The 15,438-nt window shown below is 61.9% G+C and carries 13 protein-coding genes and 1 pseudogene; 4 read left to right on the forward strand and 10 right to left on the reverse strand.

What is annotated here, in order from left to right:
* Positions 1-250: 250 nt before the first annotated feature.
* The 4 genes from ABIA30_RS06285 to ABIA30_RS06300 form a co-directional block, all read right to left on the reverse strand.
* The gene (locus ABIA30_RS06285; RefSeq protein WP_370063085.1) at positions 251-1,816 is read right to left on the reverse strand and encodes an AMP-binding protein; all 1,566 of its coding nucleotides are present in this window, start codon (positions 1,814-1,816) and stop codon (positions 251-253) included.
* On the reverse strand, positions 1,813-2,682 hold the full coding sequence (locus tag ABIA30_RS06290) for an alpha/beta fold hydrolase (protein ID WP_370063087.1): 870 nt from the start codon (positions 2,680-2,682) through the stop codon (positions 1,813-1,815). The genes ABIA30_RS06285 and ABIA30_RS06290 overlap by 4 nt, the downstream gene beginning before the upstream one ends.
* Positions 2,683-2,930: 248 nt before the next feature.
* On the reverse strand, positions 2,931-4,058 hold the full coding sequence (locus ABIA30_RS06295; RefSeq protein WP_370063089.1) for a nitronate monooxygenase: 1,128 nt from the start codon (positions 4,056-4,058) through the stop codon (positions 2,931-2,933).
* The gene (locus ABIA30_RS06300) at positions 4,055-4,594 is read right to left on the reverse strand and encodes a MarR family winged helix-turn-helix transcriptional regulator (protein WP_370063091.1); all 540 of its coding nucleotides are present in this window, start codon (positions 4,592-4,594) and stop codon (positions 4,055-4,057) included. The genes ABIA30_RS06295 and ABIA30_RS06300 overlap by 4 nt, the downstream gene beginning before the upstream one ends.
* A 58-nt stretch (positions 4,595-4,652) precedes the next feature.
* Between ABIA30_RS06300 and ABIA30_RS06305 the strand changes: the two genes are divergently transcribed.
* Complete coding sequence (locus ABIA30_RS06305) at positions 4,653-5,276, forward strand: non-oxidative hydroxyarylic acid decarboxylases subunit B (RefSeq protein WP_370063093.1); 624 nt, start codon at positions 4,653-4,655, stop codon at positions 5,274-5,276.
* Positions 5,273-6,745, forward strand: a complete 1,473-nt coding sequence (locus tag ABIA30_RS06310; RefSeq protein ID WP_370063095.1) for a UbiD family decarboxylase — start codon at positions 5,273-5,275, stop codon at positions 6,743-6,745. The genes ABIA30_RS06305 and ABIA30_RS06310 overlap by 4 nt, the downstream gene beginning before the upstream one ends.
* A gap of 363 nt (positions 6,746-7,108) precedes the next feature.
* On the opposite strand, the gene ABIA30_RS06315 is transcribed toward ABIA30_RS06310, so the two are convergent.
* Positions 7,109-7,579, reverse strand: coding sequence for a transposase (locus ABIA30_RS06315; RefSeq protein ID WP_370063379.1), 471 nt, complete (start codon positions 7,577-7,579; stop codon positions 7,109-7,111).
* Positions 7,553-8,212 (reverse strand): annotated as a pseudogene (locus ABIA30_RS06320) (TetR/AcrR family transcriptional regulator); the annotation flags it as partial. The pseudogene ABIA30_RS06320 and the gene ABIA30_RS06315, both read right to left, overlap by 27 nt.
* 281 nt (positions 8,213-8,493) lie before the next feature.
* On the opposite strand from ABIA30_RS06320, the gene ABIA30_RS06325 reads away from it, so the two are divergent.
* Positions 8,494-9,504, forward strand: a complete 1,011-nt coding sequence (locus ABIA30_RS06325; protein ID WP_370063097.1) for an LLM class F420-dependent oxidoreductase — start codon at positions 8,494-8,496, stop codon at positions 9,502-9,504.
* A 99-nt stretch (positions 9,505-9,603) separates the two neighbouring features.
* Positions 9,604-11,049, forward strand: coding sequence for an aldehyde dehydrogenase (locus tag ABIA30_RS06330; protein WP_370063099.1), 1,446 nt, complete (start codon positions 9,604-9,606; stop codon positions 11,047-11,049).
* Between the two features lie 179 nt (positions 11,050-11,228).
* Here ABIA30_RS06330 and ABIA30_RS06335 read toward each other — a convergent pair whose 3' ends face one another.
* The 4 genes from ABIA30_RS06335 to ABIA30_RS06350 form a co-directional block, all read right to left on the reverse strand.
* A complete protein-coding gene (locus ABIA30_RS06335) occupies positions 11,229-12,062 on the reverse strand; it encodes a class I SAM-dependent methyltransferase (protein ID WP_370063101.1) in 834 nt (277 codons plus the stop codon).
* 197 nt (positions 12,063-12,259) lie between these two features.
* On the reverse strand, positions 12,260-13,741 hold the full coding sequence (locus ABIA30_RS06340) for a diiron oxygenase (protein WP_370063103.1): 1,482 nt from the start codon (positions 13,739-13,741) through the stop codon (positions 12,260-12,262).
* Positions 13,738-14,394 carry an RsiV family protein gene (locus tag ABIA30_RS06345; RefSeq protein ID WP_370063105.1) on the reverse strand — a complete coding sequence of 219 codons (657 nt, stop codon included), beginning with the start codon at positions 14,392-14,394 and terminating at the stop codon, positions 13,738-13,740. The genes ABIA30_RS06340 and ABIA30_RS06345 overlap by 4 nt, the downstream gene beginning before the upstream one ends.
* A 355-nt stretch (positions 14,395-14,749) precedes the next feature.
* Complete coding sequence (locus tag ABIA30_RS06350) at positions 14,750-15,415, reverse strand: hypothetical protein (RefSeq protein WP_370063107.1); 666 nt, start codon at positions 15,413-15,415, stop codon at positions 14,750-14,752.
* Between the last annotated feature and the right edge of the window lie 23 nt (positions 15,416-15,438).

Consider the following 15,438-nt stretch of genomic DNA (forward strand, 5'->3'; position numbering starts at 1 on the left):
AGACGTTGCTGGACAGGTAGTTTTGTTTCATCAATTCGCTGATCCGACAATCCATCCAAAGCAGTACCCCACGGCCGTAGACCGCGAACTCGTCCACGCCATCGTTCCCGGTCAGCGCTCAACTGGTCACCGGCGTGGCCCGCCACCCCGAAGCCCCTGGCCCGCGGTGCCCGAAGGGCATCTGCAACGAGTCCGCAAAGGCAAACAACGATCCGCTGGTGAAGTCAATTACCCAGGGGCAATTGATGTTTCACCGTTGAATGGCATCGTCCAGCTCCGTGCCGGTCCGGCGATGAGCGTCGATCCAATCCGTCCGTAGTTGACGTTTCAGCACTTTGCCGGAATCCTCGCGAGGCAGCTCATCGACAAATTCAATGAATTTGGGAACCTTGTATCCGGCCAATTCTCGTCGAAGGTGAGCTCGGACCAGGTCAGCATCCTTGGGCGCGTCGCCTCGGAGCTGGATCGTAGCGACCACTGCTTCGCCGTACTCTTCGTCTGGAATCCCGAAGACTGCGCAGTCGACCACTGCCCGATTGGTGAACAGTGCCGCCTCGACTTCTGCTGGGTAAATGTTGACCCCACCAGAAATCACCATGTCGACTCGCCGATCGCAGATGTAGAGGTAGCCGTCATCGTCGAGATAGCCAACGTCGCCGCACGTCACGAATCCGTCGTGTTCGATCTTCCCCCGTGCGCCGGTGCGCCGGTGATAGGTGAAGTTGGTGAAGATGTTTCGTACATAGATCTCACCGATCTCACCTGCAGCCAACGTGTGGCCGGCCTCGTCGACGATCTTCACCACAGAGTTCTGCAGGGGCCGCCCGACGGACCCGCGACGGCTCAGCCACTCTTCAGAAGTCGACGCGGCAACGGGCCCCAATTCGGTACCGGCATAGAGTTCGTGAATAACCGGCCCCCACCAATCAATCATTGCTTCCTTGACGGCAGGAGGGCATGGCGCCGCGGTATGAACAACCTTCTCAAGGGTGGAAAGGTCGTATCGTCGACGAACCTCGTCTGGCAGACGGAGCAGTCGAGTGAACATCGTTGGCACCAGCTGCAGGTGCGTCAATCCGAACTGCTCGACAGCGCGCAACAATTGCTCGGCATCGAACTTCGACTGCAGCACCACCAGCCCATCCATCTTTATTGCGTTGATGCCAAAGGCATTTGGCGCGGCGTGATAGAGCGGGCCCGGAATGAGCGTCCGCATCCCAGGCGCTAAGCCCAGAGCGGCTGAACTCACCATTACATCGGCACTGGCAGCGGCGGGAAGCGGTGACCGGCGCACACCCTTGGGCCGTCCGGTGGTACCCGAGGTATAGACGGTTGTCGCAGGGCTGGCAGGCATGTCCCCCGTCCACATTTCGGCCCGCACCATGGCGTCATCCCAAATGCCCGGCGCCGTCGCCGATTTGATGCCATAGTCCGCCACGATCTCAGGGGGGTCGGCCACGGTCAGGAGCGGTAGCGAAGGGGGCAGGAACTCCGCGACGCCGGCGAGCAGACTTTCATGGATCACCAGAGCAGCGATGCCGGAGTCACGGATGATGAATTCAGACTCCCTCCCGGTGAAGTGCCAATTGATCGGTGTGAGCGAGGCGCCGAGGTACGCCGCGGCGAACGAGGCTTCCAGAAACGCCACGTCGTTGCGGAGCATCAATCCGACGCTGTCACCCGAGCGAACTCCATGGTCGGCCAACACCGTGGCGCCCTTGCGCGCCCGCACGTCGAACTCGTCGAAGCTGAAATGGCGATCGCCCGAGATGACTCCACGCATCTCGCGTGATGGCACTGATCGATTGCCGCTCATCGCAGTCCGCCTCCGACGGACGTGTCACCGGCCATTCGCTGCGGTTCGCTGGGCGGTCTCGGCGATTCCGGTGACAGAGATCGCACGCAATGGGCCACGAAGTCGGGGCGATCAAGGTGAATGGCGTGTCCTGCACCCGGCACGGTCAAGACATCGATGGCGTTGTCCGCCAATCGACTTCGGTGAGCGGCGTCAGCGAACGGCGCACATCCGTCGCCTCCGAGCAGCCAGATCACGGCTGCCTTCGACGTGTCGAGGGCAGCCGAGCCCAGCACACCTCCATCGTTGTGGGCACCCAGGCGAAGATCACCAAGTAGCGCTTGCGCCGACTCATCGATCGCCGCGTCGTCGAACCTGTCGATGTCGGTGGATCCGTCAGCGCGTTGCATCGCCCAGCGCAGGAAGTGTCGTGCGGCTTCCGGAGGGCTGGTCGGCAAAGCAGCAAATGCGGCGCCTACCGCCTCCAGCATGCTCGGTGGCGGGCTCTGGTCGAAATGCACCGGCGCCTCGATAAGAAGGAGACCGTTGACCAGCTCAGGACGGCGGGTCGCAAGGGCGAGGCTGATGACGCCACCCATACTCCAGCCAACAATCGTCGCGCGACCACCGAAACCCGTGATGATCTCGACAAGATCATCGACGTGGTCGTCAATGCTGGACGGCAACGGCGCGGTCGACGGCGAGAAGGATCTTCGCGCGTAGGTGATCACCCTGTGCGACGAAGCCAGGCGTGCAGGAAGTTCTCCCCAGCAGTTTGCCGGCGCCGATCCGTGCACCAAGACAACGGTGGGACCGCTTGAGCCGTGCGCCGTGACGGCGAGATCGGCCACGAGATCACTGCTGGTCGGAAATGCCTGATTCTTCATTCGAATCCATCTACGGTCGGCGCGGGCAGCTACGCCCACGTAATTCGATAACACCTTGTCATTGCTGTCGCCCGCACGTAGCGCGGGCCAACTCGGCCGACACCGACATCAGTGCCTCCCGTCACGTCAGGGGCAGCGGTGTCTGCTGCATCACCCTCGCTAACCGTACGGATAGTCAGTTTAGGTGTCAACGAGGCATTTGCGATGTCCGGACGAGTCCATTGCTGACCCACGCGCTGGTGCGGGGATCATTCCGCGAGCGAGTTGCCCAATCGCTCGGCGGCGACGAGGTAATCCTCGATGAACTCCAGTACCACATCGCGCGCCGGTCTGACTTTGTTCATCAAGCCAACGCCCTGACCCACGAAATAGGTCGCGAGCTGCCGCGCACCGGGATGTCCCTGATCGGCCAACACGTCGACCCGGCGCATCACCGGCTCGCTGAGCATGTTCTGTAGCGGCAGCGGCAGCGGCTGAGGCCCATTGGACTGCGGCAACCAAGCATTGGTCCAGTCCGAAATCAGTTGGCGTGACGGCTTTCCGGTGCGTGCTGCCGATCGCACGGTGTCCCGTGACGTTGCGGACAGCATTTTCTGCACTGTCGCAGGCGCGGTTTCGGCCTCCTCTGTGGTCAGCCAGACGGAACCGGTCCATGCGCCGACGGCGCCCAACGCGACGGCCGCGGCCATCTGCCGTCCCGTGACGATGCCGCCGGCCGCGAGCACCGGTACCGAGCTACCGACCGCCGCCAACGCCTCCAGCACCTCCGGTATCAACACCAGCGTCGATACCTCGCCGCAGTGTCCACCTGCTTCAGTGCCTTGCGCGACAATGATGTCCACCCCGGCCGCGACTTGCTTGACCGCGTGTTCCTTGGCGCCCACCAGTGCGGCCACCGGGACACCCTGCCTTCGTCCCGCCGCGATCATGTAGTCCGGGGGCACACCCAATGCATTGGCGATCAACTTGATCGGGTGGCTCATTGCTACCTCGAGGAGTTCGCGACCCGTGTTGCCGGAAAGCGCGGACCCACCGAGGCTGGGCTGCGCCTCCGGCTCGATACCGTGCTCAGCGAGCAGTTGAGCGACGAAATCGTGATATTCGCGCGGGATTCTGCCCACCAGCTGAGCATGAGAAAGGTTCTCCCCCTTCCCCTCGAACTTCGTCGGCACGATGATGTCGGCTCCGTAGGGCTTACCGCCCACGTGCTCATCGATCCAGGCCAGCTCGCGGTCAAGCTCCTCGGGGGTGTAGGCAGCCGCACCCAGCACCCCGAAGCCGCCGGCGTTCGTCACCGCGGCAACCACGTCGCGACAGTGGCTGAAGGCGAAGAGCGGAAAGTCGATCCCGAACTGCTCACAAACGACGGACTTCATACCGTCAACGCATTCTCGGGTGTGACTGCGGATTTTCGGTTGGATACGCGCTGACTCGATCGGCCGACCTCGGACAGGTCGGAAATGCCCAGCCCCGGAGAGGCGTCCGCGAAGGCACGCAACAGGGCCACGAGTTCGCCTGCTTTCTTCTCGCCGAGCACTTCGTCGATCCACAACTCGGTCTTGGCCACCTGGGCACGTGCGCGGCTGAGCTGTTGTCGTCCGGTCGCGGTGATAGTGATCTGCCGGCGGCGGCGGTTGGTCGGGTCGATGGTCTTGCCGATCAGCTTGCGGGCCTCAAGCCGGTCCAATAGCGGCGTAAGGGTCGAGCGGTCGATTGAAGTGAGCGCACCGAGCGCGGACTGATCCAACTCATCGTGCTCGGCGAGCACGTAGAGGACGGCGAACTGCGGTGGCGTCAGTTCGGCCAGATGCCGTTGCCAGACCATTGACAGTGCTTGGCTGGCTCGGCGCAGCTGATGCATCGCACTGTCGCTGAGCTGAGCCGCCCGTGGGGGTTTCGTAGTCTTCGTCATCCCGCGATGATACTCTGTACACTGATGTTCAGTACACGGAATAAGGAGCTGAACTTAGGTGCGCTTAGTCGTCGGCATAACCGGAGCAACCGGGGCGGTATTCGGGGTGCGCCTACTGCGCGAACTTCGAATCCATGACGAGGTGGAGACCCACCTGGTCCTCAGCCGTTGGGCGCGAGCCACTATCGAGGTCGAAACCGGCTTGTCCGCAAGGCAAGTCGCCGAGTTGGCCGATGTCAGCTACGCACCTGACGATCAAGGGGCTGCGATCTCGTCTGGGTCGTTTCGTACCGACGGCGCGGTGATCATCCCTTGCAGCATGAAAACCCTCGCCGGAATCCGGACCGGATACGCCGATGGTCTGGTCGCCCGGATGGCCGATGTCACGCTCAAGGAGCGACGCAAGCTGGTGCTAGTGCCCCGCGAGACACCGCTATCGGAAATACACCTGGACAACATGCTCGCCCTGTCTCGGATGGGCGCGGTAATCGTGCCGCCGATGCCCGCCTTCTACACCCATCCAAAGTCGGTCGAGGACATCGTCGATCACGTCGTTGCCCGGGTGCTCGACCAGTTCGGGATCGATATGGATGGTGCCAAACGCTGGTCGGGCATGCGGCAGAACGGCACCCATGCAACCCACGTCAACAACGGGCAATCCCCGGAAGGAATTACGCGATGAAACGCTATGCAGACCTTCGGTCCTATCTAGATGCATTGGAAGACCTCGGCGACCTCGCCCGAGTGACCAGACAGGTCAGCGCGGACCTCGAAGCCGCCGCGATCACCCGGTTGTCCTACGAGCGTCGAGCACCGGCACCACTATTCGAGAACGTGGCCAATGTGGACGGGGGGTTCCGACTGTTCGGCGCACCCGCCGCGTTGTCCTCGGTGCCTGACCGTCCGCTGGCCCGGGTCGCGCTGTCCATCGGCCTACCCGCCGAGATCACCGCGACCGAGCTGGTCGAGCATCTCGCCCGCACAAGGGATCTGCCGCCGATACCACCGAAACTAGTATCGGCACACGAGGCGGCGTGCAAGCAGAACATCCTGGTCGGCGCGGACGCCACGCTCGATAAGTTCCCGGTACCCAGGGTGCATCAATACGACGGCGGGAAGTACCCCAACACCTGGGGCGTCATCGTAGCCAAGACGCCCGACGGCAGATGGACGAACTGGTCGATCGCACGGATCATGCTCGTCGACGGGCGCCACATGACCGGTTTGGTTGGGCCGCCGCAGCAACTCGGGTTGATCTGGCAGGAATGGGTGGACATCGGCAAGCCGATGCCGTACGCCCTTGTGCAGGGCGGAGATCCGGCAATTCCATTCGCCGGCGGCCTCCCCCTCCCAGTCGGAGTCAACGAAGCCGGCTATGTTGGCGCGCTCTACGGCGAACCGATCGAAGTCGTCAGATGCGAGACGGTGGATCTGGAGGTTCCCGCCAGCGCAGAGATCGTCATCGAGGGGCACCTGTCGGTCAATCGCGAAGCGATGGAGGGCCCGTTCGGCGAGTTCGCCGGCTATGCCGTGCCAGACAGGTCGCTGCAGCCGGTGTATTCGGTGGAGGCGATCACGTACCGCAACGACCCTATCTGGCCGATCGTAGCCGAAGGGCGGCCGGTGGACGAATACCACACGGTCTCCGGCAGTGGCCACGCCGCGCAGGCGCTGAGCATCCTGCGTGCCGCGGGGTTGCCGATCACCACGGTGTGGTTACCGTTCCGAATGGCGTCACACTGGATGGTGGTCACCGTGCCGTCGAACTGGCGCGAATTGCTACCGGGCGTGGACACCACGGAATTCACCCACCGAATCGCCGAAGTCCTCGACACGTCGGGGCCCGCTCGCGTCGTGGCCCAGATCTTCGTGCTCGACGACGACATCGACCCCTCCAATGACGACGACTTGCTGTGGGCACTGGCGACCAGGACGCATCCGAGCAAGCGGCAGGAAGCATTGCCCGGCTTCATCTTCCCGCTTCTGGGCTGTTTCACCCACGAGGAAAAGGCCGAGGGCCAAGGCTCGGTCGTGGTGCACGATGCGCTGCAACCGGCCCCGGGACACGGTCGCCTGGCGCATGTCTCGTTTGCCCAAGCCTACCCAGCGGACATCCGCGAGCGCGTCCTCGCACACTGGAACGACTCCTAGATCGCGGACCGTTGAGCTATCCGCAACGGTTTGTTCTCGGAGGGCCGACACACTCTGGTGGAGCACCGTGATGAGGGATGGCCGGCACGTACAGCGCAGTGCACCGTCCAACGACCGACTGATCACCAATTCGCCACGCAAATCGATTTTGGAATCGGGACGAAACCAAACTCATGTCAGCAGAGCAGTCAACTAAGGTCTGTCTGACAAATACTTGCCCCCGAACCTGATGGTTCAAGGGACGGCGGCGCCGCGGTATACGACCGTTTGTCGCAGCGGATGAATCACCAACGGCAGTCCCGCACGATCGACCAGACGGTATATCTTGCCGGTCAATCCGCCGCGCGAGCGGCGGCACCTTGATCAGGCGGCTCGACGTGCAAATTGTTGTAATTCGACCCAGCCACCGTCGTGGCGGGTGACGTTCGCGGCATGCTGATGCGCCCGCGCGATCGTGGAATCGATCGACACCGCCCGATCGACCAACCCCGCGCCCGGTGCATCAGTCAGCAACAGCACGAGCACCGCATCCCAGGTGCCGTCCTCACTCATCCGCCGATGCCAGGTCCACACCGTTTGCCAAGGCCCGAACGCCTCCGGCACGTCACGCCACGCGATACCACACCGGTACCGGTAGATGATGCCCTCGACGATCTGACGCGCATCACGAAACGGCCTGCCCTTCTTACCTGTTCGCGCAGGAAGGAGATCTTCGATCAACAACCACTGAGCATCGGTGAGCAACTGAAACCGCGACGTGATCGAAGCCTCAGGCATCACGTCCGAAGCATTTGTCAGACATCCCTTGGCTCCGACTGGACGCCAGGTTTGCATCGCCGCGTTGAGCTGTTCTTCGTTGAGTGCACTGAATTCCAGCTGCGGCCGTTCACGGTGAACCCGCATACCCTCAACCAGAATCGCCACATATCTTCGCCACAGATCAGCCTCGATGTGGCCGGCGTATTCACCCACCGCACCGGCGAGCAGTCCAACGATAGGCAGGTCGGTGGGCGATAGCTCCGGGCGTAGATAGCCGTCATTTTGTGCGCGTTCAACAAGTTTGGACAACGGCGGCAGGAGTCGTCGACGCGCGGCTTCCACCCGCTCGCCACCCTCGACTTTACTGAACGCGATCTCGCGCATTCCTCGATCCGTCGCCGTGATCTCACACATCCGCATGACGAACCATTCGAAGCCCCGCCATGAATCATTTTGGCGCAGCGCCGATTCGGCGAGCCCCGCGAGCTCGATCAGTCCGTCTTCGAAGATCGCCTCAAACAGGGCCTCTTTGGTCGGAAATCGTCGATACACGGTTCCTACCCCAACGCCCGCGTGGTGCGCGACGTCGTTGAGAGTCGCTTCCAGCCCCCGGGAGGCGAACAGGTCTCGGGCGGCGTTGATCACCAGCTGTCGATTTTGTTCAGCGTCCTTCCGTAAGGAGCGACGCGGCATCTCACCAACACTCATCGAATGAGTGTAAGGGCAATCGTCGCCAACATATTGATTGACTCTATCCACTTCTGTGTTAGGTTGGCAACAGGTCTTCTGCGGTTACGGATCTCGGAGCGGTGGCCTGGCCGACGGAACGGGCTGCACCCTGGTTGCCGCGGCCGATACGCGCCGGACCCACGCAAAGCCCTTGTGCCACTGACCCGTTGGCGTGCGGTCGCAATCGCAACGCAGCATCTACAACCTTGGCCCACGCAATAGTCGGCAGGCAGTCAACACACACCAGGAAGGTCGGCAGTATGAAAGTCGATGGAACCATCTCGCTGGATTTGGATCAGGCGGGAGCCTCGGCCAGGGATGCTGAAGCCGCGGGCTACGACGGAGGGTGGTGTCCCGAAACGGCGCATGACCCGTTCATGCCCCTACTGCTGGCTGCCGAGCAGACCGAACGCATCAATGTCGGGACCAGCGTGGCCGTGGCATTCGCCCGCAACCCGATGACTCTTGCCAATATCGGCTACGACCTGAACAAATTTTCCAAAGGCAGGTTCATTCTCGGTCTCGGTTCGCAGGTCCAGGCGCACATCACCAGACGTTTCTCGATGCAGTGGTCCCATCCCGCGCTCCGGATGCGCGAAATGATCAGCGCGATCAAGGCGATCTGGGATGCCTGGAACAACGGCACCAAACTCGACTTTCGTGGTGACTTCTACCAGCACACATTGATGACGCCGTTTTTTGACCCCGGCCCCAATCCCTATGGAGATGCCCAGATCATGCTGGCCGGTGTTGGCCAGCTGATGACGGAAGTGGCCGGCGAGGTGGCTGATGGCTTCATCTGCCACGGGTTCACCACCGAACCGTACCTACGCGCCTTCACCCTCCCGGCCCTGCAGCGCGGCCTGGCTAAGTCGGGACGATCACTTGACAGCTTTGACATTTCAGCACCGGTGTTCATCGTGACCGGCTCCAATCAGGAAGAATTCGACATAGCCGCCGCAGCGGTGCGCCAGCAGATCGCCTTCTACGGGTCAACTCCGCCGTACCGAGGCGTGCTGGAACACCACGGTTGGGGAGATCTGCAGCGGGAGTTGAATCTGCTTTCACGGCAGGGCAAATGGCAGGAAATGGGCACTCTCATCGACGATGAGATGCTCAACGCGTTCGCCGTGGTCGGCGAGCCGGACACTATCGCCCCCACTCTGCTCGGGCGATACGGCGACATCATGGACCGGATTTCCTTCTACGCTCCCTACCAGGCTGAACCCGAACAGTGGACAGAGATGATGAAAACTCTGCAGGCGCTGTGACCGATCAGCGGACACACCGGCCCAGCACATCATCGAGATGGCAAAGCGACATCGTCACTGCGAGCGCTTATCAAGACGATCAGGCAAAGGAGTCGCACGATGAACGTTGTCTACCAATCGCTTTACATAGGTGGTGAGTGGGTCAGCCCGTCCTCGTCACGCACCATCAATGTCTTTTCGGCCAGCACCGAGGAGCTGATCGGAAGCGTCCCGGACGCCGTCGAAGCCGATGTCGACGTCGCCGTCGCCGCCGCGCGGCGCGCATTCGACGACCCACAGGGCTGGCGGAGTTGGCATCCGATCGAGCGTGCCGCGGGTATCGAACGCATTGCCGACGCCCTCGATACCCGAGCTGGTGAGATGGCACAACGGGTTTCGGCCCAAAACGGCATGCCGATCAGCACTGCCCGCCGCGTCGAGGGCGTGCTTCCACCGGCGGTGCTGCGGCTCTATGCGCAACTGATTCGGGATGCTGTGCTGGAGGACATCCGGCCGGGCAGCCTCGGCGGCCGGATCAAAGTCACCCGTTCTCCGATCGGTGTGGTCGCGAGCATTGTGCCCTGGAACTTCCCACAGACTCTCGCTGCCTTCAAGCTGGGTCCCGCTCTTGCCATGGGGTGCACGCTGGTGCTCAAACCGAGTCCAGAGACAGTGCTCGACGCGCAGCTGTTCGCAGAAGCCGTACACGAGGCCGGGCTTCCACCCGGGGTCATCAACATCGTGGCGGGCGACAGGGAGACCGGCCGCTACCTCGTCGAACATCCGCAGATCGACAAAGTGGCGTTCACTGGCTCCACTGCCGCCGGCCGCTCTATCGCCGAGGTGTGCGGCCGGCAGCTGCGCCCGGTGACCCTCGAGCTCGGCGGTAAGTCGGCCGCCATCGTGCTCGACGACGCTGATCTCGATGCCCATCTGGACAACCTGTACGACGCGGTTTTGCTGAACAGCGGTCAAACCTGTCACCTCAGTACGCGAATACTCGCTCCCGCCTCGCGCTACGGCGAAATAGTCGACACCATCACCGATTTCGTGAAGAGTCTCAAGGTGGGCGACGCTCTGGACGAGAGCACCCGGATCGGACCGATGGCATCGTCGCGGCATCGAGCCAGAGTTGAGAGCTACATCGCCAAGGGGAAGAGCGACGGTGCCCGGCTCACCACCGGCGGCAGCCGTCCGCCGGCCATGGAACGCGGCTGGTTCCTCGAGCCAACCGTATTCGCCGATGTCGACAACGGCACGACCATCGCCCAGGAGGAGATCTTCGGGCCCGTGCTGTCAGTCATCTCGTACACCGACGTCGACGACGCGGTGCGGATTGCCAACGCTTCGGATTACGGTCTGGGTGGCAGCGTGTGGACGGCGGATTCGCAACGTGGCGAGGCCGTCGCCGCACGGATCCACACCGGCTCCATCGGGATCAACTATTACGGGCCCGATCCGCTAGGGCCATTTGGCGGCGTCAAGGCTTCCGGCCTCGGTCGCGAGCTCGGTCCGGAAGGTCTCGCGGCCTACCAATCTCTCAAGTCAACTTACCTGCCGTATTGACGCGGGGGTGGGCTTAGCAGGCCGCCGGACAATGGCCAATCCCCCTCTGCGCCAGGGTTTCCAGATCCCACTCCCCCAGCGCAGCATCCGAATGAGGTTGCTCGGTTGTGGATACCCACGCACGTCGCTCAATCTCCGACTGCTCACCACATCGATAACCAGAAAAGTCGACGCAGTGGTCAAACGGGCTTGCGGAATGTGTAAACCCGATACTGAAGCACACCGACCTGGGTCAACCGCTTCATCCAGCGAGTACCCACAACCATGGTCTTCTGGGCATCGGCGGTCCCCTCCTCACGGAAGAATTTCAGCAGGAACCGGTACGTGGGCAGCGTGTTCTTGCGGATGTTGCGGTTTTCCACCAGCTCGAGTCCAGCGTGTTTGCCCATGGCTTGATATCCGCGCAGCGGGATATTTCCCAGGGTGCCATAGGATTTGGCCACCCGCGGACGGATCGCCATCCAGATCGGGGTCTTGCCGAAGAACGTCATCGTCGGGACGAAGTCCGACAGCGCCAGGTAACCGCCCGGCTTGAGCACACGAGCAGCTTCGGCCAGGAACTTCTCTCGCGACGGGAAATGGAAGATGCATTCCACGGCCAGAGCGCGGTCAAACGCATTGTCCTCGAACGGTAGTTGGCACGCATCGGCTTCAATCCAGCCGATCTTGTTGCCGTTGACAGGCTTGATCTGAGCATCGGCGGCGGCGAGCTGGCGCGGGTCGATATTGAGCCCGGTGATGTCCATGTCGGCATGCGCAGTATTTATCTGCCCGATGGTCCCGCCGAATCCGCATCCGGCGTCGAGCAGTTTTTGCCCGTCGGCAACCTTTGCGGCCTGCAGCAGCACACCGTTCATCCGCTCCATGGCAGCGATGTAGTCGGCCCGGGTGCCCTCGGCCGCCTTAGGATTCGCCCAATAGCCCCAATGCACCTGGCTCTGCCATAGCTGCCCTATCTCGCCGCCACCCTGGCGTTCGTCGATCAGTAGATCGAAGTAGGGCAGGTTCAGCACTGGCGAACGGTATACCGATGCTGTTGTGGTAGCTCCGGTGGCAGTCAGCTCGAGAGCGGAAATGGAACCGGCGATGTGGTCCTGATGGTGCATGGAATGTGCTGGATCCTTTGGAGTAGTGAGAGAGGCGGTGGCAACACGAGCAATGACGTTGCACCGCAGTGGGTTCGTGGGTTCAGTCATTCTTTCGCTGGGAATCATGGAGTGGGTAGCCATTCGGCAAGTGCAAGGATCATGAACACCACCACCGCGAGCCCGATGAGCCCGCCGACGGGAATCATGATCGCGCACACCGCCACCCAGACGAATAGTCGCGGCCATTCAAATGGCGGATTGCCTACCGAGGCGCCCCAACATCGTTGCAGGATATGGTAACTCGCCCACACGCCCGCTGCGGCCGCGGCTACTGTGATGATGCGCAATCCAACCGGCGTTGCTGTCAGGGCGAGGCTCGCCGTGAGTACGGCAGCCGCAACGCGCCACCACACCACGGTTCGACGCCCAGTCAGGCGCACGACTGAGGGGCTGCGATCGGGCTCACCGCGGTAACGCGGCAGGCGCCCTTCAATTCCCAACAGTTGCCACATCCAACGCGTGTAAGCCGGTCGGAGACCGAGATCTTCGGCGATACGGCGAACGTCAGCGGCGGATTCGGCCATCATCTGGCGGGATAGAGGGTTGCGCCAGTAGGCCGACTTGAAGACTCTTCGCGGAATGCCGAACTGTCGGGCAAAGGTACGCGGCGGACTGATCATTTCGCCGATCAACCACCGCAGAAGCAACGGGAGGGCGATGGCATACATTGTCCGCCGCACGCGTCCAACACGTTGCGTGCGCTCAGCTAGATGAGCGTCGGCGAACGTGATGTGGCGGGCTTCCTCCGCTAAATGAATAGCGGTGATCTTATTGAGCAGCGGCGGAACCTGAGCTGCACCACGGTGCTGCAGCGTCTGCTGGACGTGTAGCGGCTGTTCACCGCAGAGCACTCCGATGAAAAGGAAGATGTTGGCATAGCCGCCGACAAAAGCCAGCATAGGCCCGATGATTCGGGAGCCACGCCGCATCCCGGGAACATCCTCGCCCGTGCGATTGATGAACTCCTGGAACATTTGGATGTGATGACATTCGTCGGCCAGCTCATGAAGCAGGTACCGAAACACCGGGGAACCGTTCGGCAATGACCCGGCGTAATGCACCACCCCGCGGATCAACATCATCTCGAATTGGAGCGTGACCTTGAGAATGTTCGCGGTCATCCAGCGGCCCATGTCGATGCGCCGCTGTGGCGATTGCTCGAGATACCAATCGGTGGCCGCGAGCGGAGTGGTCTCTGGATCAAGCTGCCACCTCGGATCGTTCTGATCCACCGCGTTCTCTGGTGCGTCCCAGTCGATATCGACGTACGGATCAAAATGTCGACGGGCGCTGGCGCGACATAGCATCGCCACCTTCTCGGTATAGGGATCACACGAAGGGCCGCTGGCGTTGCAGGCCGGTGCCAGCGGCCCAATCCGCTGAGTAACGTTGCCGCCCAGAGATGTCTGTGGGTGCACGGCGTCGTCGCTTTCGGCACTGGTTACTGCGGTGATGAGGCTTTTCTTGAGCTCGGCGTCGATACGGGTGAACCCGTCGTGCATGACATTGCGCCAACGGGCGGTGCGGCTTTGTCCGGCGATCATGGCCGTAGCAGAGGTTTGAGAACAGCCAGAGGAATACGAACCGTCACCGTGCCGCCATCCATCGACCACCTGAATTCGCCTGGCTGGGGCGGATTTTCGTGGGACATCGGGGCATCAGGCATGTACAAGATCAGTTCGTCGGGGGTCAACGCGAACGCGCGGTAGTTGCCGGAAAATCCCGAACCGTCAAGGTGGGGCTCCCACTTGTCCAGAATGAAAGGATAGGTGTTGGGCTGATGCGGGGGCGACGCCTGGTCTAGTGCCTGGATCAAGTACGGACGGGCAAGCGGGGGTATAGCGGTCAGTGGATCGACTCCCGGGGCGAAGAGGTCAACAAGATCTAGTCGTTTGCCACGCGCGAGGTCGAACGTAAACGTGCGATACGCGTCATTCGGCAGCGTGCCCTGCGTCTGGAAAAGTTCGTGATACACAACCGATTTCACCGAAGACGTCGCGCTGTACAGCTGGTACTCAGCGCTTGCCGTGTTGTCACGGGTCACCAATTCACCGGTCTTGCGCCAACCGTCGACGAGGTCACGGCTGTAGGCCTGTAGTACCGGGCCGGCCGTCGGGTCATCCATCAGTTCATCGGGCAGCGCGACCGCAATATTCATTGTGGCACCTTGTTTCGAGGTCACCGATGCCGAACACATGTGCTGTTGGGCGTCCCAGGTTCCACCCAACCGCAGCGAGCACCATCCCTGCGCGGTGGCCCTCGCCGGTGCTGCCAACAGCGGGAGAAGGAGTATCGCGATAGTGGCTCCCGCACACCCACGGCGCCAGGCTGTTGGCTGCGGCCTGGTATCCGCTATGGGAGCCGGCCGGGTCGCATCAACAGAAACGCGCGACTGGCCGAAGGCCCGGTAATGACGGCTCATTTGCCTGCCCTAGATAGACGAAAGGTGGGAGATGAGTGCGGTCGAGAGGTACGGAGCTAGGTAGCGCACGCGTGTCGATGCGGCACTGAGGGCGATCCCGAGACCCGATTGGTCGTCGGCTGCGATCCGTCTATTCGATCGCCAGATCGCTCAACAGCCAACGGTGGTCAACAAGTTCCATCGTCATAACGACGCGTAATCTGTCGATCCGTGGGTTCGGGTTGACTGCGTTGGTGATCGACTGGTCAAGGAACAACAGGACTTTGACTCTGTCCTTCGTCGCAGATTTGATCCCAGCATCGACGACGACGCCATGCGATGCCGCCTTGTTGTCGATGAGCAGCTGACGCAACTGCGCGGATGCCTGGCTGTAGTTCGATTTGAAGTCGCCCGTCGCGCCGTCAAGGACCTGACTGATCCCCTTGTCTATGGCACCGCTGTCCATGCTGCTGAGGCTGACCGCAAAGGTACGTGCCGCCTCCAGCGCGGCGCTTTCAGCCGTAGCTGTGTCGACCCGCTGCTTGAGTTGCCAGCCGAAGAATACCGAAGAGCCAAGTAGGCCAACGACAATCACACCGACCGCGCTCAGCGCGGCGATCCGACCGATGCGGCGTAGTAGGGACCGCTCTGTCGGGGCATCGGCGCCATCGCCGGTGCCGCTGGCCTCTGCATTCGCTTCGTCCCGCGAGGTGTCCTCTTCGGTATCCTCGTCGAGCAACGTTCGGTCGGCCGCATCGACGCCGACGCCACGGTCACGTTCGAGTCCGCGCGTCTCATCGGGATCAGGCCCGGACACTTCTTCGTCGATTTCCTTGATGA

The organism is Mycobacterium sp. MAA66, assembly GCF_041261665.1.
Taxonomy (GTDB): Bacteria; Actinomycetota; Actinomycetes; order Mycobacteriales; family Mycobacteriaceae; genus Mycobacterium.

Coding starts and splice junctions, on each gene's coding strand:
- ABIA30_RS06340 (WP_370063103.1), bottom strand. CDS start 13,741: ATGATCGCCGGACAAAGCCGCACCGCCCGTTGGCGCAATGTCATGCAC.
- ABIA30_RS06330 (WP_370063099.1), top strand. CDS start 9,604: ATGAACGTTGTCTACCAATCGCTTTACATAGGTGGTGAGTGGGTCAGC.
- ABIA30_RS06300 (WP_370063091.1), bottom strand. CDS start 4,594: ATGACGAAGACTACGAAACCCCCACGGGCGGCTCAGCTCAGCGACAGT.
- ABIA30_RS06290 (WP_370063087.1), bottom strand. CDS start 2,682: ATGAAGAATCAGGCATTTCCGACCAGCAGTGATCTCGTGGCCGATCTC.
- ABIA30_RS06285 (WP_370063085.1), bottom strand. CDS start 1,816: ATGAGCGGCAATCGATCAGTGCCATCACGCGAGATGCGTGGAGTCATC.
- ABIA30_RS06345 (WP_370063105.1), bottom strand. CDS start 14,394: ATGTGTTCGGCATCGGTGACCTCGAAACAAGGTGCCACAATGAATATT.
- ABIA30_RS06310 (WP_370063095.1), top strand. CDS start 5,273: ATGAAACGCTATGCAGACCTTCGGTCCTATCTAGATGCATTGGAAGAC.
- ABIA30_RS06315 (WP_370063379.1), bottom strand. CDS start 7,579: ATGCAAACCTGGCGTCCAGTCGGAGCCAAGGGATGTCTGACAAATGCT.
- ABIA30_RS06325 (WP_370063097.1), top strand. CDS start 8,494: ATGAAAGTCGATGGAACCATCTCGCTGGATTTGGATCAGGCGGGAGCC.
- ABIA30_RS06295 (WP_370063089.1), bottom strand. CDS start 4,058: ATGAAGTCCGTCGTTTGTGAGCAGTTCGGGATCGACTTTCCGCTCTTC.